Annotated in this window: 16 protein-coding genes; 13 read left to right on the top strand and 3 right to left on the bottom strand. The window is 66.3% G+C overall.

Annotated features, from left to right (window positions below):
- Positions 1-230: 230 nt before the first annotated feature.
- Both QM672_RS29695 and QM672_RS29690 read right to left on the bottom strand, forming a co-directional pair.
- Positions 231-2,312, bottom strand: coding sequence for an adenylate/guanylate cyclase domain-containing protein (locus QM672_RS29695; RefSeq protein ID WP_311937563.1), 2,082 nt, complete (start codon positions 2,310-2,312; stop codon positions 231-233).
- Positions 2,305-3,048 carry a Crp/Fnr family transcriptional regulator gene (locus QM672_RS29690; protein ID WP_082980208.1) on the bottom strand — a complete coding sequence of 248 codons (744 nt, stop codon included), beginning with the start codon at positions 3,046-3,048 and terminating at the stop codon, positions 2,305-2,307. The genes QM672_RS29695 and QM672_RS29690 overlap by 8 nt, the downstream gene beginning before the upstream one ends.
- 159 nt (positions 3,049-3,207) lie before the next feature.
- On the opposite strand from QM672_RS29690, the gene QM672_RS29685 reads away from it, so the two are divergent.
- From QM672_RS29685 to QM672_RS29630, 12 genes are all read left to right on the top strand, one after another.
- Positions 3,208-3,978, top strand: coding sequence for a ComF family protein (locus tag QM672_RS29685; protein ID WP_311937576.1), 771 nt, complete (start codon positions 3,208-3,210; stop codon positions 3,976-3,978).
- A 19-nt stretch (positions 3,979-3,997) separates the two neighbouring features.
- Positions 3,998-5,101 carry a DUF1963 domain-containing protein gene (locus QM672_RS29680; RefSeq protein ID WP_415086916.1) on the top strand — a complete coding sequence of 368 codons (1,104 nt, stop codon included), beginning with the start codon at positions 3,998-4,000 and terminating at the stop codon, positions 5,099-5,101.
- A 126-nt stretch (positions 5,102-5,227) separates the two neighbouring features.
- A complete protein-coding gene (gene grxC / locus QM672_RS29675) occupies positions 5,228-5,485 on the top strand; it encodes a glutaredoxin 3 (protein WP_311937584.1) in 258 nt (85 codons plus the stop codon).
- 12 nt (positions 5,486-5,497) lie between these two features.
- Positions 5,498-6,340: a carbon-nitrogen hydrolase family protein gene (locus QM672_RS29670; protein ID WP_311937587.1), complete on the top strand. Its 843-nt coding sequence runs from the start codon at positions 5,498-5,500 to the stop codon at positions 6,338-6,340.
- Positions 6,337-6,807 carry a DUF1178 family protein gene (locus tag QM672_RS29665; RefSeq protein WP_415086913.1) on the top strand — a complete coding sequence of 157 codons (471 nt, stop codon included), beginning with the start codon at positions 6,337-6,339 and terminating at the stop codon, positions 6,805-6,807. Before QM672_RS29670 ends, QM672_RS29665 begins: the two co-directional genes overlap by 4 nt.
- A 317-nt stretch (positions 6,808-7,124) precedes the next feature.
- On the top strand, positions 7,125-7,799 hold the full coding sequence (locus QM672_RS29660) for a response regulator transcription factor (protein ID WP_311937592.1): 675 nt from the start codon (positions 7,125-7,127) through the stop codon (positions 7,797-7,799).
- Complete coding sequence (locus QM672_RS29655; RefSeq protein ID WP_415086911.1) at positions 7,786-10,284, top strand: extracellular solute-binding protein; 2,499 nt, start codon at positions 7,786-7,788, stop codon at positions 10,282-10,284. The genes QM672_RS29660 and QM672_RS29655 overlap by 14 nt, the downstream gene beginning before the upstream one ends.
- Positions 10,285-10,470: 186 nt before the next feature.
- Positions 10,471-11,430 carry a Bug family tripartite tricarboxylate transporter substrate binding protein gene (locus QM672_RS29650; RefSeq protein ID WP_415086909.1) on the top strand — a complete coding sequence of 320 codons (960 nt, stop codon included), beginning with the start codon at positions 10,471-10,473 and terminating at the stop codon, positions 11,428-11,430.
- The gene (locus QM672_RS29645; protein WP_367626165.1) at positions 11,427-11,942 is read left to right on the top strand and encodes a tripartite tricarboxylate transporter TctB family protein; all 516 of its coding nucleotides are present in this window, start codon (positions 11,427-11,429) and stop codon (positions 11,940-11,942) included. The genes QM672_RS29650 and QM672_RS29645 overlap by 4 nt, the downstream gene beginning before the upstream one ends.
- A 302-nt stretch (positions 11,943-12,244) precedes the next feature.
- The gene (locus tag QM672_RS29640; protein ID WP_311937605.1) at positions 12,245-13,759 is read left to right on the top strand and encodes a tripartite tricarboxylate transporter permease; all 1,515 of its coding nucleotides are present in this window, start codon (positions 12,245-12,247) and stop codon (positions 13,757-13,759) included.
- Positions 13,760-13,999: 240 nt separating this feature from the next.
- Positions 14,000-14,668, top strand: a complete 669-nt coding sequence (locus QM672_RS29635; protein ID WP_394311209.1) for a TerC family protein — start codon at positions 14,000-14,002, stop codon at positions 14,666-14,668.
- A gap of 274 nt (positions 14,669-14,942) precedes the next feature.
- Positions 14,943-15,971 (top strand): LacI family DNA-binding transcriptional regulator, encoded by a 1,029-nt coding sequence (locus QM672_RS29630; RefSeq protein WP_394311207.1) that lies wholly within the window; start codon positions 14,943-14,945, stop codon positions 15,969-15,971.
- A 6-nt stretch (positions 15,972-15,977) separates the two neighbouring features.
- On the opposite strand, the gene ubiG is transcribed toward QM672_RS29630, so the two are convergent.
- A complete protein-coding gene (gene ubiG, locus QM672_RS29625; protein WP_415086906.1) occupies positions 15,978-16,727 on the bottom strand; it encodes a bifunctional 2-polyprenyl-6-hydroxyphenol methylase/3-demethylubiquinol 3-O-methyltransferase UbiG in 750 nt (249 codons plus the stop codon).
- Between the two features lie 480 nt (positions 16,728-17,207).
- Here ubiG and QM672_RS29620 point away from each other — a divergent pair, with 480 nt between their 5' ends.
- A complete protein-coding gene (locus QM672_RS29620) occupies positions 17,208-22,028 on the top strand; it encodes an NAD-glutamate dehydrogenase (protein WP_376717687.1) in 4,821 nt (1,606 codons plus the stop codon).
- Positions 22,029-22,305: the final 277 nt, after the last annotated feature.

Below are 22,305 nucleotides of genomic sequence, written 5' to 3'. Positions count from 1 at the left end.
AGAAACGAAACTCAAATCATCTATACACCAGACTGCGATGTATTAAAATAATACAACAAGATCTATCGATATAAATCGAAACAAGATTATCCTTCATGCCTTGTCTCTAAATTCAAACAGGACAAATAATAGACATTGGAAAAAGTCGATGCCGCTCATCTCAAAAAGCAGGTATGTTGGTATTTTATTACTCTGCGCAGGCCGAACCGGCGGTGCCCTTTCGCCGGATCTCAGGCGAGCGTCTTGACCCAATAGGCCACTGCCGGATCCCCAGGCCAGGTCGCGGCAAGAGCCTCGAACAGGCTCCGCGCCTCGGCCGGCTTCGAGGCCATCCTGTCGAAGGCCGCCATATAGGCCTGGCGGCGCTCGGGAGTGGCATCGTCGGGCCAGGGGCTGAAAACGGCCGTCTGCGCCGTACGCCCCCGCAGCACGACATTGCCGAGGGGCCGCAACCTCTCCGGTTCGCCGATGGCGGCGGCCGCGCGGGCGCCAAGGCAAACCGTGGTGCCGAACTGCTTGTTCAGCGCCTCCAGCCGCGCCGCCGAGTTCACGGCGTCGCCATGGGCGGTATAGTCGAGATGACCAAGACCACCGACGTCGCCCACGATCACGGGCCCGGTATCCAGGCCGATGCGGGTGCGGCCGAAGCCGAGGCGCCTGGCATCCTCGCGCTGGCGGAATTCCGTGGTGAAGCGGCCGATCTCGATGGCGCAGTCCAGCGCCGCCTTGGCATGTCCCTCGACCGTCAGCGGCGCATTGAACAGGCCGTGCACGGCATCGCCGACAATCTTGTCGACCATGCCGCCATGATGGATGACGATGGCGCAGACCCCATCGAAATAGGCATCGAGCGCACCCACCAGCGTGCGCGGCTCGGCATTCTCCGACATGGTGGTGAAGCCCTCGATATCCGAGAACAGCGCCGTGACCTCCCGCAATTCACCCTCGATCTTCAGTTCTTCCGGCGCGGCTGTGAGGCGGCGCACGATCTCGGGGGAGAGGTAGCGTCCGAACTTACGCTCGATCGCCCCACGCAGCTTGCGGGTATGGGCGAACATCACCACCAGGGCCGAATTGGCGGCGGCTATGGCCGGGATCAGCGGACCGGCAGGGTCGATCAGCAATCGCGTGCTGGCGAACAGGCCGGCACTGAAGCCGATCCAGCCCAGTATCAGCACCGCCAGCACCGAGCTTGCCGCCAGAGGGCCGAGCCACAGCGCAGCCGCCAGCGCCACGAGGCCGAGGGCGGAGGCGGCAAGTGGCTCGATCAGCCGCGGGCTGTGGATGCGCTGCGGGATGTCGCCCGAGCGCAGGCCTTCGATCGCCTCGGCCTGGACCTGTACGGTCGGCGTAAGAGGTCCCGCGGCGGTCGGGAGCAGTGCGCCTGCTTCCGGCGCACTGGCACCGATCAACACGATGCGGCCGGCAAAACGTTGGGCCGGTATCTTGTCGTCCAGCACGTCGGCGGCCGAAACCGTGCGGGCGCGCCAGGTCGACGGAGCGGCGAGATGAAGCCGCACCGAAGCCCCCTCCCGCAAGGGAATGCGTGTCTCTCCCACCGAGGCGGTGGTTCCGTCGGGATCGAGCAGAAAGGCGGATGCGTGCTGCGCGCTTCGGAAGACCTCCATCGCAAAGCCCGCATAGATCTCGCTGCCGCCCCGCACGAAGACCGGCGCGTGGCGCACCTTCGAGCCGGTGACAGGAGAGAGCGACAAAGCGCCGATCGCAACCGCTCCATCCACGAGTGCCGCCGAGGGAGCGACGACACCGGCGGCCTTCTGGGACAGGTCCTGCTGCGGCACCGGAATGATCGGAGGCGGGAAGGGCAATGCATCCTTGCCGGCCTCGTCGGGCAACAAGCCCAGCACGACATCCGAGCGGGCGATCGCTTCGGCGAGCTGCTTGTTCTCATCAGGCAGGCTGTCGGCAACGCTCGTCAGCTCCGTCCGACCAGTCGATTTGGCATAGACTCTCAGCATCGGTGCCGGTGAGCGCCGGTCCGGGCCATCCAGCAGGATATCGACGCCGATGACCTGTGCTTTCGCATCCTGCAGCTTGGTTACCAGATCGGTCAGCCCGCCGCCCCGTCGCCACGGCCACCCTCCCTTGGCGGCCAGGCTGGGCCTGTCGATGTCAACCACCACCACGCCATCGGGCAGGCGCTTGGGCGGGATCACGCTCTCGAGAAAGTCGAAGGCTTCTTCGCGCAGTGTGTTGGCGGCCCCGCCTGGATTGTAGACGAGAAAGCAAAGACCGAGGATGAAGGCCGCCAGGCCGGTGGCAATTGCGGGCTTGAAGGCAAGATCAGCCACGCGCCGCGTCCTGGCCGGCGCCGGCATGCGCCTCGCCGGGGACCGTTTCCGCCTGCGCCAGTTGGGTAAGCGCGGCCACATGGCAATGCACGATGGCGCCGCGCCGTTCGATCGCCCCCCGCTCCTCGAAAGCGGCGAGCAGCCGGTTGACCTTGGGCCGGCTGGCGCCGACGAAGCTGGCGATCGCGCTTTGCGAGATCGTCAGCGGCGCACTGCGGGCGCCGTCGGCGCGGGTGCGCCCGTACCGCTTGACATGCCAGAGCAGGAAGCGGGCCAGCCGGGCCTCGAGCGGATAGAGCGCGATCGATTCGAGCTGGTCGGTGGTGTCGCGCAGCCGCGCGCACAGCACCTGCAGGATCGGCATCTGCAGCGCGGGGCGGGTGGCGAGCAGCCGCACGAAGGAGGCCTGCGCGATGAAACCGGCAACCACCGGCCCGACCGCGGTGGCATCCGCAGTGCGCCTGCCGCTGTCCAGCACCGCGATCTCGCCGATCACGTCCCCCGGCCCGGCTTCACGCAGAATCAGCTCGCGTCCCTCGACGGAAACGATGGAAAGGCGGATCGTACCCTGGAGCACGATCAGCATGCCCTCACCCGGCGCCCCCCGCGAGAAGATCGATTCGCCGTCGCGAAAACGTTGTTCGATGGCAAGATTCGCAACCGCGTCGATATCCTCCGGGCTTGCGCCGGCAAACAGATCGAGGCGGGCAATGGCAGTGCGAAGCGGGACGGACATTGACGCAAATATTCCAGTCTCAAACGTAAATATGGCGGGTATAATGGCGATGTCGGGCTCGCTCGGCAAATTAAGCCCTAATGCCTTCTCATATTACCGGTGGCACTTCCACTGCAATGTCCTGATGACAGGCTCGGTAATCTTTGCCACTTTGCCGCCATGTCCGTCCCCGCCATAGCCCCCTCCTCGCTGTCGCGCCTGCTCCTGCAGGCGGGAAGCCGGCTGGCCGACATCATCCTGCCGCCGCGCTGTCTGAGCTGCCGGGAAACCACGGCCAGCCACGCCAATCTATGCGTGGCCTGCTGGCAGCAGCTGTCCCTGATCGAGCGGCCCTATTGCGAGAGACTGGGCATTCCCTTCGTCTACGACCATGGCGAGGGCATGGTGTCGGCCCAGGCGATCGCCGATCCGCCCGCCTATGGCCGGGCCAGGGCCGCGGCCCGCTATGAAGGCGCCGCCATCGAGCTGGTGCATCGGCTCAAATATGGCGACCGCGTCGAGATCGCGCCTTTCATGGGCCGACTGATGACCCAGGCCGGACAGGACGTGCTGGCCGACGCCGACATGCTGGTGCCGATACCGCTGCATCGCCTGCGGCTGTGGCGGCGGCGCTTCAACCAGGCCGCCCTGCTGGCGCGCGAGATCGGCAATCGGAGTGGGGTGACCTATGAACCGCTGCTGCTCGGCCGCTCCAGGCGCACGGCCCATCAGGTCGGCCTCAGCCGCAGGGAACGGGCCCGCAACGTGCAAGGCGCCTTCGTGGTCCCGCCAAGCGCCAGGCCTGCGATCAAGGGCAAGCGCATCGTGCTGATCGACGATGTGCTGACCTCCGGCGCCACGGGCGAAGCGGCGGCGCGTGCCCTGCTGCGGGCCGGAGCAGCCAATGTCGACATGCTGGTGTTCGCCCGGGTGGCGACGCCGATCGAGTAACCGAACGGGACTGCCTAACTTGGATCCGATAGACCAATCGCCTCTTCTCGCCTGGCCCGACAGCCGCGAGTCCCTGCACAGTTCCCTGAGCGAAGCCGGCCTCGCCCCCGAAAGCGTCGCCCGGCTCGCCGAGCAGGCCCGGCCGGCGCTGGTGCTGGAAACCACGCCTTGCGAGGAAAGCCGGATTCCGCTCGGCGCCAGCAAGATCGGCGGCCTGCCCGATTTACCCGACACCATGGCCTGGCCGGAACGCCCGCCCTATGCCGATGCGGCCGAACGCACCCAGGCGCATCTCACCGAGGCGGATCGCCTGGCCAGCGAAGCCACGCGACCAGGCTCATGGCTGACGCCCGAGCACGCCCGCGAAGCCAGCCGCGAGCAGAGCGATCTCGCCCGGGCGGTGACAGCGGTGTTTCCCCTCGCCTTCATCGCCCAACTCGATCTGGCCGCGCTGTCGTTGACCCCCGGCTTTCCCGCGGCACTGCCCCATCACGGCCGCCTGCTGCTGTTCTGCGACTATTGGGTGAAGCCGAAACCCTACGATCCCCATGCCGCGACCGGGCTGCGCCTGATCTGGGACAAGACCCCGGTGGAGCGCCTGGAGCGCAAGGTCGAACCCGCCGCCCTCGCGGCCCTGGCGCAGGAACGCTGGAGCAGCCGCTTCAAGCCGGCCGCCGTGACGGCGCGCCCCGTCGTCACCGCCATCCCGCCGAGCGACAAGGCCTTCGATGCCTTCCCGCATGGCGAGGAAGCCTCCACCTTCTGGGACGAGGATAGCGAGGAGATCCATTACGAGACCTGGCTCGGCCGCTACGGCACGCCGGACGGCAAAGGCGGCGCCAACCACCAGCTCGGCGGCTGGCCGCGCCCGCTGCAGAACGGCATGCAGGCCCAGGCCCAGCTGGCTTCGCACGGTATTTTCTGCGGCACGGGCGAGGCCTATGCCAGCGCGGAGGCTCGCAGGCTGCTGCGCTCGGCGGATCGCTGGCGCCTGCTGCTGCAGATCGGCCGGGACGATGCCCTCGGCCTGCTGCCCTCCGGCGCACTCTATATCCTGATGCGCGAGCACGACATGCGCATCCGCGCCTTCGACCGGGCCTGGATGGTCTTCCAGAAACCGTGAGCGGATGCCTGCGGCGCCGGGACGCCCCTTCTTGTCGGCCTGCGGCAACTGCCTATAATACCGATTGATTTTGGTTCTCCGCCTTCCCATCTGTGGGCGAGGTCGTTTGTGGATGGAATGAAGGCAATGCCGCCTGTCGTCGTGTATTCGAAATCCTGGTGCCCCTATTGCAAGGCGGCCAAGGCCCTGCTGACCCGCAAGGGCATTCCCTTCGAGGAGATCGACGTCGACGGCAAGCCCGAGCTGCAGGAAGCCATGAGCCTGCGCGCCAACGGGCGGCGCACGGTGCCGCAGATCTTCATCGGGGACACCCATGTCGGCGGCAGCGACGATCTTCATGATCTCGAGGCTGCCGGCGGCCTCGACAAGCTTCTCGCTGCCTGAGGGAGACCTTCCATGCGTTTCAAAGCCGCCGTCCTGCAAATGCGCTCCGGCCTGGTGCCCTCGGCCAATGTCGCCACCGTCGCCGCTGCCGCCCGCGAAGCCAAGGCCGCCGGAGCGGACTATCTGCAGACCCCCGAGATGACCACCGTGGTCAATCGCGACCGGGCCGCCATGATGGCCGTGATCGGCGACGAGAAGACCAATCCTGAGCTCGACGCCTTCCAGGCCATCGCCCGCGACAACGGCCTGCACCTCCATATCGGCTCCATGGCGGTGCGCGTGGGCGACAAGGCCGCCAACCGCGCCTTCGTCATCGATCCCAAGGGCGAGGTGCTCGCCTCCTATGACAAGATCCATCTGTTCGACGTCGATCTTGCCGGCGGCGAGTCCTGGCGCGAGTCCAATGCCTATGTCGGGGGCGAAGAGGCCGTGGCGGTCGACCTGCCCTTTGCCCGGCTGGGCCTTGCCATCTGCTATGATGTGCGCTTTCCCCAGCTCTTCCGCGCCTATGGCGATGCCAGCGCTGATGTGATCAGCGCACCGGCCTGCTTCACCAAGCAGACGGGCGAAGCCCATTGGCATGTGCTGCAGCGCGCCCGCGCCATCGAGAACGGCGCCTGGATGATCTCGGCCGCCCAGGTCGGCCATCACGACGACGGCCGCGACACCTATGGCCATTCCGTCATCGTCGATCCCTGGGGCAGGGTGGTCGCCGATGCCGGCGATACGCTCGGCTTGATCTATGGCGAGGTCGACGTGCATGCCGTGGCGGCGACACGCGGCAAGATCCCCAATCTCAAGAATGCGCGTTCGTTCACGGTAAAGACGGAACCCGCGCTGAGGGCTGCAGAGTGATTCGCTTTTCCCTCGTCTGCGACCAGGGGCACGAGTTCGAAAGCTGGTTTCGCGACAGTGCCGCCTATGACGACCAGGCCGAGCGCGGCCTGCTGAGCTGCGCCCATTGCGCCTCCACCAAGATCGGCAAGGCCATCATGGCGCCGCAGGTGGCTCGCAAGGATCGAGAAAGCGGAGATCCCGACACCAAAATTCGCGAAAACCTGCCGGCCTTGCCGCAGCCGGTAGCCCTGACCTCCCCGGAAGAACAGGCTTTGCGGACCAAGGTGCGCGAACTGCATGCCATGCTGACGGCGAAATCCGACTATGTCGGCGACAAATTCGCCGCCGAAGCCCGCAAGATGCATGATGGCGAGATCGAACATCGCACCATCCATGGTGAGGCGACCGGCGAGGATGTCCGCAGCCTGCTCGAGGACGGCATCGACATCCTGCCTCTGCCGATGCTGCCGGACGATCGGAACTAGCACTGGGCGGGCTGGTCTTCAGAGACTGACCGAAAAGTCATGGGAACCTCGACCTTTGTCATCACCGGGCTTGCCCCGGTGATCCAGGGCCTCAATCTCCACGGATTGCGGTAGCTGGATGCCCGGGACAAACCCGGGCATGACATAAGGTGGAGCTTTTCTCGGTTCCCTTGCGAATTTTGAGTCAGGCCCTTCAGGCCAGCCTGGAGAGGCAAAGCCTGCGGACAGGTCCGGCGGGTCTGAAGACCACGCCCCCAATCCCACCTTCCCTATCCGCGCGCTCGGCCCTACAGTTCCCGAAACGAAAGGGAGGTCGATTGCGCATCCTGCTGGTCGAGGACGCCGAGGATCTGGGCGATGCCATGGTGGCGAGGCTGCGCAGCTCCGGCCATGCCGTGGAGTGGCTACGCGACGGCGCGCTCGCTTCCGAGCGCCTGCGCGAGGAAACCTTCGACGCGGTGGTGCTCGACGTGATGCTGCCGGGCCGCGACGGCTTCGCCATCCTATCCGATCTGCGCCGGGCCGGCCATGGCACGCCGGTCCTGGTGGTCACCGCCCGTTCGGAGGTCGACGACAAGATCAGCCTGCTCGATCTCGGCGCCGACGACTATCTGGTCAAGCCCTTCGACTTGCGCGAATTCGAGGCCAGGCTGCGCGCCGTGATGCGCCGGCCGGCCGGCATGCGTGCCAGCACCATCGAGGTCGAGGCCCTGACGATCGACCTCGCGGCGCGCACGGTCGCGATCCAGGGCAAGCCCATCGATTGCGGCCGGCGCGAATTCCGCCTGCTCGAAATCCTCGTCGCCAAGCTCGGCCAGGTGGCACCCAAGGAACGGCTGATGGACCAGGTGTTCAGCCTCGACGACGAGGTCTCCATCAACGCCCTGGAACTGCTGGTCTCGCGGCTGCGCCGCAAGCTGCAGGGCGCCGGCATCGAGATCGTGACGATGCGCGGCGCTGGCTACATGGCGCGGCGGCATGACGGCACCTGACGCTCCTGCCCGCGCTACCGCCTCGATCCGCCGTCGCGTGCTGGCGGCCGCCCTCATCGTGCTTGCCCTCGCCGCGCTCGCCTTCATCGTCTTCATCCATTCCTATGCCCGCCGCGCCGCCGACGAGGCCTATGATCGATTGCTCACCGCCTCCGCCCTCACCATCGCCGGGGCCGTGCTGGTCGAGGAGGGGCGCGTCACCGTCGAACTGCCTTACGCCGCCCTCGCCATGCTCGGCTCGGGTGGTGACCGCATCTATTACCAGGTCGAGGCGCCCGACGGCGCCCTGGTCACCGGTTACGGCGACCTCGCCGAGGATCTGCCGGCCGTGCGCTCGGCCGAAACCGTCTTCGCCGATTCGAGTTTTCACGGCGAACCCGTGCGGGTCGCCAGCATCGGCCGCCTGATCTCGGCCAGCAACGCCGCCGGCTGGGTGACCATCCGCGTCGCCGAGACGCGCGGCGCGCGCACCGCCCTCGCTTCCGAGATCGCCTCACGCGCCGTGCTGCCGTTGATCGGCGTCCTCGTGCTCGCCTTGGCCCTGGTCTGGTTCGGCGTGCAGCGGGCCTTCGCGCCGCTCACCACGGTGGAAGCGGCGCTACGCGATCGGGCCCCGCAGGATCTTTCGCCCCTCGCCGTGCCGGTGCCCGTCGAGGTCAGCCAGCTCGTTGCCGCCCTCAACGACTTCATGCGCCGCCTCGCCAGCGTGATGAACGCCCTGTCGGGCGTAGTCGCCGATGCGGCCCATCAGGTGCGCACCCCGCTCGCCTCCCTGCGCGCCCAGGCCGAAGTGGCGCTGGACGAGCGCGACTACCAGGCCCTGCATGAGCGCGTGGCCAAGATCCACCGCAACGCCGTGCACGCCAGCGAGCTGGTGAGCCAGCTCCTGATGGAAGCGACGCTGACCCACCGGCTCGAGAGCCGCGAATCCGTCCTCATTCCCATCACCGACCTCGTCGAGGACGTCGCACGCCGCTTCGACCCCGATGAGGCCGGACGCCTCGCCGTGACCATCGCCCCCACCCTGGCCGGCGCCCGCCTCAAGGGCGATCGCCTCGCCTTGCAGGAGATGTTGCGCAACCTCGCTGGCAATGCCCTGCTCTATGCCCCCGGCAGCGCAGTGGAGATCGTGGCCGAGCCGGCGGGGAAGGAACGCGTGCTCGTCAGGGTATGCGACCGCGGCCCCGGCATTCCCAATGCGGAGAAGGAAACCGTGCTCCAGCGCTTCCAGCGCGGGCATGCGGGCGCCGGCACCGTGGGTTCGGGGCTCGGCCTGCCGATCGCCCGCACCGTGGCGCAGGCCCATGGCGGCAGCCTGTCCCTGCAGGATCGGCCCGGTGGTGGGCTGGAGGTCCGGCTCGAACTGCCACTGGCGCCGGAGCCCGCGAGGGTGCGCGTGGTTCTCAAGCGTGGCGCCGCGGCCATCGCCCTGGCCCTCGGGATCGCCGCCGGAGGCGGCTGGATCGATGCCGCCCAAGCCGCCCCCAAACCCTATCCGGCACCGGTAGCGGGCGGACCGACGCTCTCGATCCTCGGCACCACCGACACACCGCAATTCGAATTGCTGATCCACGACTTCCAGGAACTGCATCCCGACGTCAATGTCACCTATGAGGAAACCGATACGCTGCCGCTCTATCAGCGCACGCAGGAGAAGCGGCTGGATGCCGACGTCGATCTCCTGGTTTCCTCGGCCGCCGACCTGCAGGTCAAGCTCGCCAATGATGGCCACGCCCTCCCCCACGCCTCGCCTTTGCTGCCGGCCCTTCCTGCCTGGGCGAGCTGGCGCTCGGAGATTTTCGGCTTCACCTTCGAACCGATCGTCATCGTCTATAACCGCGCGCTTGTGCCCGACGCACGAGCCCCGCATTCCCATCTCGCTCTCACCGAACTCCTGGAACAGGAAACCGACCGCTTCCGCGGCAAGGTGGCGACCTACGATATCGGCAAGAGCGGAGTCGGCCATCTGCTGGCGGCACAGGATGCCCAGATCTCCTCGAACTTCTGGCGCCTGACCCGCGCTCTCGGCCGGGCCGACGTCAAGCTTTCGGGCTCCAGCCCAGCCATCCTGGAGGGAATCGCCTCCGGCTCCCTGGCGCTGGGCTACAATGTGCTCGGCTCCTACGCCTATGCCCGCCAGCGCCTCGACAAGCGCATCGGCATCGTCATTCCCGACGATTACGCCCTCATCCTCACCCGCGTGATGCTGGTGCCGCGCTGGGCCAACCAGCCCGATCTCGGCCGCACCTTCATCGACTATGCCCTCTCCCCCCGGGGACAGGCGGTGGTGGCAGGCCAGGCGGCGCTGGGCTCGATCGTGCCAGGCACGCCAGGCGGCTGGACAGCCGAGCGCATCAGCGCCGCTTCACGCGGCGTGCTGCAGCCGATTACACTCGGCCCGGCCCTGTTGGTGGCCCTCGACCAGGAGCGCAAGGCCCGCTTCCTGGCGACCTGGCGCCAGCTCGTCACCGACGGCTCGCGCTGACAGGTCGCTGACAGGAATAGTTGCTATCGTGTCTGCAACCGGACCTGGCAAGGTCCGGAACAAGACGTAGGGTGCTGGGGGGAATGGCTGCCATGGAGCGGCCTCGAGGTGCATGTCCCTTCCTCCTTTCCCTACCCGCACGATCGCAAGCGTTCGGCCATGAACGCTTTGCTCAGGGAGGAAATGATGAAGAGACTCTTGCTTGCCTGCGCCACCGCGGGCGCCCTGGCTTTTTCCAGCCTCACGGCTTTTGCCCAGACGGCGGGCTATGAGATCATGGCTCCGGCCGCACCGGGCGGCGGTTGGGACCAGACCGCCCGCACCATGCAGATCGCGCTGCGCACCGAAAAGATCGCCCGCAACGTGCAGGTCAACAACGTCGCCGGCGCCGGCGGCACCATCGGCCTGGCCCAATTCGTCAACCAGGCCAAGGGCAATCCCTCCGCGCTGATCATCGGCGGCTATGTCATGGTCGGCGCCATCCTCACCAACAATTCCGCCGTCAGCTTGGCCGACGTCACGCCGATCGCCCGCCTCACCGGCGAGAGCGAAGCCATCGTCGTGCCGGCCTCCTCGCCGATCAAGACGCTGGGTGACCTGGTCGAGGCCCTCAAGAAGGATCCGGGCTCCGTCTCCTGGGCCGGCGGCTCGGCCGGCGGCACCGACCACATCACCGCGGGCCTTTTCGCCAAGGCCGTGGGCGTCGATCCCTCCAAGATCAACTATGTCGCCTTCGCCGGCGGCGGCGAGGCCGTTGCGGCCGTGCTCAGCGAGCAGGTGACGGCCGGCATTTCCGGCTATGGCGAATTCGAGAGCCAGATCAAGGGCGGCGCGCTGCGCCTGCTGGCGGTGTCCGGCGCCAAGCGCATCGACGGTGTCGATGCCCCCACCTTCAAGGAAGCCGGCGTGGACGTTGCCCTGGAAAATTGGCGCATGGTCGCCGCCGCTCCCGGCATCACGCCCGAGCAGAAGGCCGCCATCACCGCCGACATCGAAAAGATGGTGAAGTCGAAGACCTGGCAGGACACGCTCAAGACCCGCGGCTGGACCGACACCTATCTGTCCGGTGACGCCTTCGATGCCGCCTTGAAGAGCGACATCGCCGCCACCGGCACGGTGCTCAAAGACATCGGCCTGGTCAAATGAGCAGCGCCGGGGGCAGAACGGAGCACGGGCGTCCGCCCGGCTCCACCGTCGCCGGGCTGGTGATCGCAGCCGGCCTGGTGATCCTCGCCGTCGTCATCGGCATCGATGCGGCCATGCTCAACACCAAGGTCGCCAGCGACCCGCTCGGGCCGGCCGCCTTCCCCTACGCCGTCGCGGCCGGACTGCTCGTCCTCGCGGTGGCCACGGTCATCTCCGCCCTGCGCGGCAAGACGCCGACGCCGGAGGAGAGCCAGGATTTCACCGCAGTCGGCTGGGTGATCGCCGGCCTGCTGGCGCAGATCCTGCTCATCGCCGTCAATGCCGGCTTCTCGCTCGCCAGCGGCCTGCTGTTTGGACTGGCCGCCCGCGGCTTCGGCAAGCCGCTCTGGCTGGCCAGCCTGGTCGGCGTGGCACTCTCCTTCCTGACCTGGCTGGCGTTCTCGCAGCTCCTGCAATTGTCGCTGCCGCAGGGACCGCTGGAACATGCCGTCTCCGCGCTCCTGAGTGATTGAAACGCTCATCGGCTGCAGTCGCGCATCCTTTGATTCTTATTGAAGTCCAGCCGCCCCTCACCCTTACCCTCTCCCCGTAAGGACGGGGCGAGGGAGGCGCAGGCGTTGCACTAATCCTCCAGCCTCTCATCGCGCCCGACGGTTGGGCGAGATAGGGCCATTTCGTATGAAGCGCGCGGCAGAAGCCTCCCTCGCCCCGTCCTTACGGGGAGAGGGTAAGGGTGAGGGGCAGCGGCACCTTGCGATAGGGGGGTAAGCAACTCCCTACCGGTTTTTCTGAAAAACGCTCATAGGACCCTTCGATGCAGACATTCGGTCATCTGGTCGACGGATTGGCGGTCGCCCTGCAACCGTTCAACCTCATCTGCGCCTTCATCGGTGTTACGTTGGGCACGCTGATCGGCGTGTTGCCCGGCATCGGCCCGGCGCTGACCATCGCCCTGCTCCTGCCGGTGACCTTCCAGCTCGACCCTTCGGGCACCGGCGCGCTCATCATGTTCGCCGGCATCTACTACGGCGGCATGTATGGCGGCTCGACCACCTCCATCCTGCTCAATACGCCGGGCGAAAGCTCCTCGATGGTCACCGCCGTCGAAGGCAACAAGATGGCCAAGGCCGGGCGAGGCGGCCCTGCTCTGGCCACGGCCGCGATCGGCTCCTTCGTTGCCGGCCTCTTGGCGACGCTGGCCTTGGCCTTCATCGCGCCCTGGGTGGTCAAGTTCGCCCTGTCCTTCAAGTTCATCGACAAATTCGCCCTGATGGTGCTCGCCTTCGTCACCGTATCGGCGGCGTTCGGCAATTCGGCCCTCCGGGGCCTGACTTCGCTGTTCATCGGCCTCGTCATCGGCCTGATCGGCAAGGATATCGTCAGCGGCCAGAACGGGCGCCTGACCATGGGCCTGGCCGATCTGCGCGGCGGCATCGAGGTCACCATCCTTGCCGTCGCCCTGTTTGCCATCGGCGAAGCGCTGGCCGTCGCGGCCACCCACCAGCTCAGCACAGGCACGGTGGAGGCGATCAAGGGTTCGATCTGGATGGGCCGAGAGGACTGGCGGCGTTCCTGGAAGCCCTGGCTGCGCGGCACCTTGTTCGGCTTTCCGATCGGAGCGATGCCGGCGGGCGGTGCGGAGATCGGCACCTTCCTCTCCTATGCCGCCGAGAAGCGCCTGGCTGAAAAACCCGAAGAGTTCGGCCATGGCGCCATCGAGGGCGTGGCCGGGCCGGAAGCGGCCAACAATGCCTCCGCTGCCGGCACGCTGGTGCCGCTGCTCACGCTCGGCCTGCCCACCTCGGCGACCGCCGCCGTCATGCTCGCCGGCTTCCAGCAATTCGGCCTGCAGCCGGGAGCCCAGCTCTTCACCTCCAATCCCGAGCTGGTCTGGGGTCTGATTGCCAGCCTGCTGGTCGCCAATTTCATGCTGCTGGCACTGAACCTGCCGCTGGTCGGCCTGTGGGTGAAGCTGCTCACCATCCCACGCCCCTGGCTCTATGCCGGCATCCTCCTGTTCGCCACGCTCGGCACGCTCGCGGCCAATCCCTCGCCCGCCCAGCTCGCCATGCTGCTCGCCTTCGGCCTGATGGGCTACGGCCTCAGGCTCTACGACTATCCGATCGCACCGGTGGTGGTGGGGCTGATCCTGGGACCGCTTGCCGAAGAACAGCTTCGCAAGGCGCTCCAGCTGCATCAGGGCTTCTTCAGCTCGGTGCCGGCGGTGGTCCTCTTCAGCATCGCCGCCCTGGCTCTCGTCGTCCCGGCCTATATGCGCTGGCGCGGGCGCGGCAAGGTTCTCACCCAGCTCGCCGCTTCGGAGGATTGAAACCACGTTCCGGCAGCCATGCCGGAACGTTACTTTTCTTTCATCTCGACTTGCAGTACACCACCCGCACCAGGCCGGGCCCCTCTGGCAGTTCCCGATGCGTAGCGTTCCGGGAACTGTGATGTCGGACTGGAGCAAACAGAGCGGTCCCGGCGCGTCGGCGTCCCCCAGCGCCCCAGGCTTTCCTCCTGGTTCGAATCGGCACCGCTCTCCCGCACCGGAACGAGAGAGCCTTCTTCCATGCCCGATATCCTTGCCATCCTGTCGGAAGCCATTTCCGTCTCCTCCCTGGTCGCCCTCGGCCAGGTCATCCTGATCGACCTGGTCCTGGCCGGCGACAATGCCATCGTCATCGGCCTTGCCGCAGCCGGCCTTCCCAAGGAGCAGCGGACTCGCGCCATCCTGATCGGCATCGCCGCCGCCACCGTATTGCGCATCTTCTTTGCCGCCATCACGACCCAGCTTCTCGCCATTGTCGGGCTTCTGCTCGCCGGCGGCATCCTGCTCCTGTGGGTGTGCTGGAAGATGTGGCGCGAGCTGAGCACCAGCCATAGCGAGGAAGCCGCCGCCCAGCACGCCCTCGACGGCGACGGGGAGAACGGCAATGGCTCGAGCAACGGCACTGCGCGCAAGACTTTTGCCCAGGCCGCCTGGCAGATCGTGGTCGCCGACGTCTCGATGTCGCTCGACAACGTCCTCGCCGTCGCCGGTGCGGCGCGCGACCATCTGTGGGTGCTGATCTTCGGCCTGGTCGTCTCGATCGCGCTGATGGGCATCGCGGCGAGCCTGATCGCCCGCCTGCTCAACCGCTATCGCTGGATCGCCTATGTCGGCCTCATCGCCATCCTCTATGTCGCCGGCGACATGATCTATCGCGGCGCCAAGGAAGTCTGGCCCCTGATGTTCTGAGGCGGTCGACCCGAACGTCATCCAGGCCGGCAGCAATGCCGGCCTTTTTTCTGGATCGGCATCCATGTTGCCTGCGGATGATGAACGCCCCTCAGGAATCACTTCCGGTTTCAGGGCGTCGTTCACCGCTGCAAGCCGGCTCGGGGACGCCGGCAATACCGGCCTGATATGAACGGGATAGCGACGATTTAGAGGCAAGATCCGACCGCCCATTGCCGTTTGCCTCGTCGAATCTTCTGAGGTACGTTCCCGAAAGATCGGGACAGGTGGAACCATGGCGCGGGCAACGGTGCACGATCTGGCGCGTGCGGCAGGCGTGAGCCTGGCCACCATCGACCGCGTGCTCAATCGCCGCGGCGGCGTGCGGCCGGCGACGATCGAGAAGGTCGAGCAGGCCATGGCCCGGCTGAATTATCGCCGCGACATGGCAGCAGCCATGCTGGCCAAGCAGCAGGAATATCGCTTCGTCTTTCTCGTGCCGGTCGGCGTGAACACCTTCATGCGCAATCTGGCGAACGAGGCGACACGCCTGTCCGATCTCAACGCCGCCGACCGGATCAGCATCCGCGTCGTCGAGATCCCGCCCTTCGATGACGACAAGCTCGCCGGGATCCTCAACGGCCTCGACAGCACCGATATTTCGGGCGTGGCCGTGGTCGCCACCGAGAACGCCCAGATACGCCAGGCCATCGACCGGCTGGCCGAGCGCGGCATACCGGTGGTGACGCTGGTGTCCGACGTGCCGGCCTCGCGCCGCGCCCATTTCGTCGGCATCGACAACAGCGCCGCCGGGCGCACTGCCGGCTCGCTGATGGGGCGCTTTCTGCGCGGGCGGTCAGGCCGCATTGCCGTGCTTGCCGGCTCGATGCTGTTGCGCGACCATGTCGAGCGCCATTTCGGCTTCGAACGCGTGCTGCGCACCGAATATCCCGATCTCGTCACCCTGCCGGTGATCGAAGGCCGCGACAATGGCGCCGTCGTCGAGGAGGTGCTCGGCGCCCTGCTCGACAACCATCCTGACATCATCGGCCTCTACAGCCTCGGTGGCGGCAATCGCGGCGTGATCGCCGCCTTGAACAAGCGCCATGCCGGTGCCCGCATCTGCGTGATCGCGCATGAATTGACCACCCATTGCCGCGAAGCCCTGGTCGACGGCACCTTCGATGCCATCCTCAACCAGGACCCCGGCCACGAAGCCCGCAGCGCCATGCGCGTACTGCGCGCCCTCACCGACGGCCAGCCGATCGATCAGGGCCAGGAACGCATCCGCATCGACATCTATCTCAGGGACAATCTGCCCTGAGGCTGTTCACGCCGCGCGCGAAAACACCATCATGTAGTTGACGTCGGTGTCGCGGCTGAGCCGCCATTCGTCCAGCAGGGGATTGTAGATCACGCCGCAGCGGTCGAGCTCGGCCAGGCCTTGCGGCGTCACCGCCTCCTCGATCTCCGCCGGCTTGACGAACTTGTTCCAGTCATGCGTGCCACGCGGCACCCAGCCCAGCACCTTCTCGGCCGCCACGATCGCCAGCGCATAGGCCTTCATGGTGCGGTTGAGGGTGGCGACGAAGAGGAGGCCGCCGGGCTTCACCATATCGGCACATGTCTTGAGGAAGGCGGCGGGGTCGGTGACATGCTCGACGATCTCCATCGCCAGCACCACGTCGAAGCGCTCGCCGGCCGCTTCGAGCTCCTCGGCCGGCAGGACGCGATAGTCGATGGCGAGGCCCGAGCGGGCGGCATGGGCCTTGGCCATTTCGACATTGGTCGCGGCCATGTCGATACCGACGACCTCGCCTCCGAGCTTGGCCAGCGGTTCGCTGAGCAGGCCGGCACCGCAGCCGATATCGGCGAGCCTGAGGCCCTTGAGCCCGTCGAGGGCGACGGAGGAGCGGCCGAAATGCCCGGCGATCTGGTCCCGCACATAGCGCAGGCGCACCGGATTCAGCCGGTGCAGCGCCCGCATGGTGCCGCGCGGGTTCAACCAATCGGCCGCCATCGCCTCGAAACGTTCGATCTCCTTGGGATCGACCGACGAACCCGTGCCTGCTGCGCTCATTGCCTGCGTCCTGGAGAAAGGCGCGTTGCGACGGGAACGCTCATTTGCTCCAGCTCCTTGTTTCCAAGCCAATCCGACGGATTGGCTAGTGCCTCTTGCGATTCTTGCCGATTCCGTCAAATCGCAAAACGCAAAAATCGCGTAGTACAGAGCAGAAAACTACCATTTTCAGCCGCTTGTGTGGCCCCGATCTGCCCCTAAGGCAACCCCATTAACAATGCCCTGCTCTCTTTCTCGATATTGTCATCGCAATTTGGCAATTTCCGTCGCGCCTGGACTTTGAGCGGCCTTAATTTCAGCTATGGTCACCCGAGCCGCATCGACCGGGCAAAGCCGGCCTTCCCAAGGCGAGGAATCCTCGTCCTGGGAAGGCCGGCACGGTATTCGGCCGATGTGGAATTTCCGAGCCCGTCGATGGGCGGGTTCGGAAATTCCACAGAGCGCCGCCACAAGGCGGCGTAGCAAGAAGGGATGAACGAGATGGCGTGGCGCGACGACGAAGCCCGGGCGGCCCTGATTCACAAGGCGGCAAGGAGCCTCCAGCCAGGCAAGACCCCTCCCACCTTCGCCGAAGTACTCTTCGGCCGGACCACCCTCGAAGACCTCGCCACCCATGATGCCGCCTCGCTCGCCTTCCTGGCCGAGCAGGCCTGGGACCATGTGCAGCGCCGCACGCCCGGCCATGCCGATATCCGCGTCGTCAATCCCGACATGCCCGACGGCCGCGAGATCTCGGTCATCGAGATCCTCAACGACAACATGCCCTTCCTGTTCGATTCCACCATGGCCGAGCTGTCGGAACGCGGAATCGAGGCACAGCTGGTGGCTCATCCCATCATCGCGCTGGAGCGGGATGCCCAGGGCAAGCTCGTGCAATTCTTCGGCGACGCCGTGCCGGAAGGCAGCAAGGGCGTGCGCGAGAGTCTCATCCACATCCATATCGCCCGCATCGATTCGGACGCCGACCGCCAGAGCCTGATCGACGGCCTGACGCTGGTGTTCAACGATGTCAGGGCCTGCGTGGTGGACTGGCGCGCCATGCGTGACCGGGTGGAGCAGGCGATCGAATCCTTCCGCACCAATCCGCCGCCGCTGCCGGTCGACGAGATCGCCGAGGCCAACCAGCTCCTGCAATGGATCTGCTCGGACAATTTCACCTTCCTGGGCCTGCGCGAATACCGCTTCTCCACCGACAGCGCCGCCTCCGACGAAGTCAGCGAGGGCGAAGGTCTCGGCATCCTCAGGGATCCGGAGGTCAAGATCCTGCGCCGCGGCACCGAACTGGTGGTGATGACGCCGGAAATCCGCGAATTCATGCGCGAGCCGACGATCCTGATCGTCACCAAGGCGAATGTGAACAGCCGCGTCCATCGGCGCGTGCGCATGGACTATATCGGCGTCAAGCTCTACACGCCCGACGGGCAGGTCGAGGGCGAATTGCGCGTCGTCGGCCTGTTCACCTCGGCGGCCTATACGCGCTCGGTACGCCAGATCCCCTATGTCCGCCACAAGGTCGCCCAGGTGCTGCAGCGCGCCGGGCTCGACCCGCAGAGCCACTCGGGCAAGGCAATCCTGCACATCCTCGAGGAATATCCGCGCGACGAACTGGTGCAGGTCGATTCCGAGACGCTCTACAACTTCGCCATGGAGATCCTGCTCCTCTATGAGCGCCCCCGCCTGCGCGCTTTGGTGAGGGCCGACAAGTTCGACCGCTTCGTCTCCATCCTCGTCTTCATTCCGCGCGAGAAATACGACACCGACGTGCGCATCGGCATCGGCAATTATCTGGCCAATGCCTATAAGGGCCGCCTTTCCGCCTCCTACGCGGCCTTCCCCGAAGGGCCGCTGGCGCGCGTGCATTACATCATCGGCCGCTATGAGGGGGATACGCCCTTCATCGAGCGCTCGGTGCTGGAGGCCGGCATCACCGCCATCGCCACCAATTGGGGCGACAAGCTCCGGGCAGCCCTTGCCGGCACCACCGACGGCATGCGTGCACGCCTGCTCGGCAACCGCTACGCCAATGCCTTCACCGGCGGCTATCCCGAGACCTTCTCCACCGCCCAGGCGATCGCCGATATCGGCGTGATCGAGAAGCTGACACCCGCCCGCCCCGTGGCTATCCTGGTCTATCGCCTGGAGGAGGACGATACGCCCTCGCGCTGCGGCCTCAAGGTCTTCTCGCAGGGCGCACCGATGTCACTGTCCTATCGCGTGCCGGTGATCGAGAATCACGGCCTGCGCGTGGTCGACGAGCGTACCTACGAGATTACCCCCACCGCCAAGCCGGCGCCGGCTCCCGTCTGGCTGCACGACATGACGGTGGAGACCAGCGACGGCCAGCCCATCCCGCCCGGCATCGACTTCCAGCATCGCCTCGAAGCCTCGATCATGGCGGTGGTGGGCGACTATGCCGAATCCGACGGCTACAACGCCCTCGTCCTGCGCACCTCGCTGGGCTGGCGCGAGATTTCCGCCATCCGGGCCCTGTCGCGCTATCTGCGCCAGATCCGCGCTCCCTTCAGCCAGGACTACATGTGGGAAACGGCGCGCAAGAACCCGCAGATCACTGCCAGCATCGTGGCCTTGTTCCGCGCCCGCCACGACCCGAGGCTGACGGCAACCGATGCCGAACGCACCGCGCATGAAGCCGAGATCGTGGGCGAGATCGAGGAGCAGCTGCAATCGGTCTCCTCGCTCGACGAGGACCGCATCCTGCGCCGCTTCACCAATCTGGTGCAGGCGATCATGCGCACCAATCTCTGGCAGGTCGGCCCGGATGGCCAGCCCCGGCCGGTGATCAGCTTCAAGTTCGAATGCCGCAAGGTCGAAGGCCTGCCGGCTCCCAAGCCCCTCTACGAGATCTTCGTCTATTCGCCGCGGGTGGAGGGCATCCATCTGCGCTTCGGCAAGGTGGCACGCGGCGGCCTGCGCTGGTCGGACCGCCCCCAGGATTTCCGCACCGAGATTCTGGGTCTCGTCAAGGCGCAACAGGTCAAGAACGCAGTAATCGTGCCGGTCGGCGCCAAGGGCGGCTTCGTGCCCAAGCGCCTGCCGCCGCCGTCCAACCGCGACGCCTGGCTGGCCGAGGGGACGGAAGCCTACCGCATCTTCATCCGCTCGCTGCTCGAACTCACCGACAATCTCGACGGCGACAATATCGTGCCGCCCGACAACACCGTGCGCCATGACGGCGACGACCCCTATCTGGTCGTCGCAGCCGACAAGGGCACCGCCACCTTCTCCGACACGGCCAATGCCATCTCCATCGAGAAGCATCACTGGCTGGGCGACGCCTTCGCCTCGGGCGGCAGCCAGGGCTACGACCACAAGAAGATGGGCATCACTGCCCGCGGTGCCTGGGAGGCGGTGAAGCGGCATTTCCGCGAACTCGGCACCGACATCCAGGTCGAGCCCTTCACCGCCGTCGGCGTCGGCGACATGTCGGGCGACGTCTTCGGCAACGGCATGCTGCTGTCGCCGGCGACCAAGGTGGTCGCGGCCTTCGACCATCGCGACATCTTCATCGATCCCTCGCCCGATCCTGTCACCAGCCATGCCGAGCGGCTGCGCATGTTCAACCTGCCGCGCTCGAGCTGGCAGGATTACGACAAGGCGCTGATCTCCAAGGGCGGCGGCGTGTTCTCGCGCTCGCTGAAGGCCATTCCGCTTTCAGCCGAGATCCGGGCCCTGCTCGATCTCGACAAGGCCGAGGCGACGCCCACCGAGGTGATGACGGCGATCCTCAAGGCCCGCGCCGATCTCCTGTGGTTCGGCGGCATCGGCACCTATATCCGCGCGGCCAGCGAGACCGACGACCAGGTCGGCGACCGCGCCAACGATCCCATCCGCATCACCGGTGCCGATGTCAGGGCCCGGGTGATCGGCGAGGGCGCCAATCTCGGTGCCACCCAGCGCGGCCGCATCGAGGCGGCACAGAAGGGCATCAAGCTCAACACCGACGCGATCGACAATTCCGCCGGCGTCAACACCTCCGACGTCGAGGTGAACATCAAGATCGCGCTGGCCCGGCCCGAGCGCGACCAGCGCCTCACGCAGGCCGATCGCAACATCCTGCTGGCTGCGATGACCGACGAGGTCGGCTCGCTGGTGCTGCGCAACAACTATCTGCAGACGCTGGCGCTCTCGCTCTCCGAACGCAAGGGCGTGGCCGAGACCGGCTTCCTCACGCGGCTGATGCAGTCGCTCGAACAGCGTGGCCTGCTCGATCGCGCGGTGGAGTTCCTGCCCGACGACGTCGCCATCGCCGAGCGCACCCGCCGCGGCCAGGCCCTGACGCGGCCGGAACTCGCCGTGCTGCTCGCCTATGCCAAGCTGACGCTCTATGACGACCTGCTCCTCACCAACGTGCCGGACGATCCCTATCTCGCCCGCGAACTGACGGTGTATTTCCCGCCGGAGGTGCAGAACCGGTTCCCCGACGCCGTCGAGAACCATCGCCTCAGGCGCGAGATCATCGCCACCAATCTCGCCAACGGCATCATCAACCGCGGCGGCCCCGCCTGCGTGGTGCGCCTCAGCGACGAGACCGACGCCGACGTCACCACCATCGCCATGGCCTTCGCCGCCGTGGATGAATCCTATGGCCTGCGCTATCTCTACGATGCCATCGATGCCCTGGATAACCGCATCGACGGGCAGCTCCAGCTCAGCCTCTACGGCTTCCTGCAGGATCTCCTGCTCTCGCGCGTGGTCTGGTTCGTGCGCAATGTCGACTTCTCGCCCGGGCTGGAAGCGGTGATCGCCCGTTTCGGCGCCGGTGTCCACGAGATCGCCATCGGCCTCGACACCACCTTGCCGGAGGCGATGCAGGCAGCCCGCCTCAAGCGCATCCGCGAACTGGTCGAGGGCGGTGTGCCCGAAGACCTCGCCGGCAGGATGGGCAATCTGGATCCGCTGGTGTCGGCGCCCGACATCGTGCTGGTGGCGGGCCGCACCGGCCGGGCCATCGGCGACACCGCAGCCACCTTCTATGCGGCGGAAGCCAATTTCCAGCTCGACCGCATCGTCACGGCCGCCCGCGCCGTGCCCGCCAGCGATTATTTCGAGCGCCTCGCCATCGACCGGGCCATCGAACAGATCGCGGCAGCCGAGCGACGCCTGGTCGCCGACATGCTGGCGACCGGCCTGTCCGGCCAGGCGGCGACGGAGGCCTGGCTCGAAGCCCATCCGGAAGCCGCGCGCATCCGCCGCTCGGTGGAGGAAATCGCGGCCAGCGGCCTGACCCTGGCCAAGCTCGCCGTGGCGGCCAACATGCTGGGCGATCTCGTCAGAGAGTGACGAGGTCGCGGATGGCGGGCCTGCTGGCACGTGGATGTTGCCAACGGGCCTGCTCGCAGAATCCAGTTCCGTTCCTTCTTGCGGTGATCGGGATCAGGCAGGCGCTCTCTCGGCGCTTCGAGCGCTACAGCATCGGACTCGATTTCGGAATCGAGTCCGATGCTGTAAGTTATTGTTGTCGCATCGCTTTTGTTAAAAACCGGCATCCACTTTTCGGCACGATGCTCTAGGAGTTGTGGACACTTATCTGATCCATAGAACTGTAGCGGCAAGGGTT

The sequence above is a fragment of the Labrys sp. (in: a-proteobacteria) genome (genome assembly GCF_047605565.1).
In the GTDB taxonomy this organism is placed as follows: domain Bacteria; phylum Pseudomonadota; class Alphaproteobacteria; order Rhizobiales; family Labraceae; genus Labrys; species Labrys neptuniae.
The sequence above is the reverse complement of the archived record's forward strand: the minus strand, read 5'-3'. Positions and strand labels throughout refer to the sequence as shown.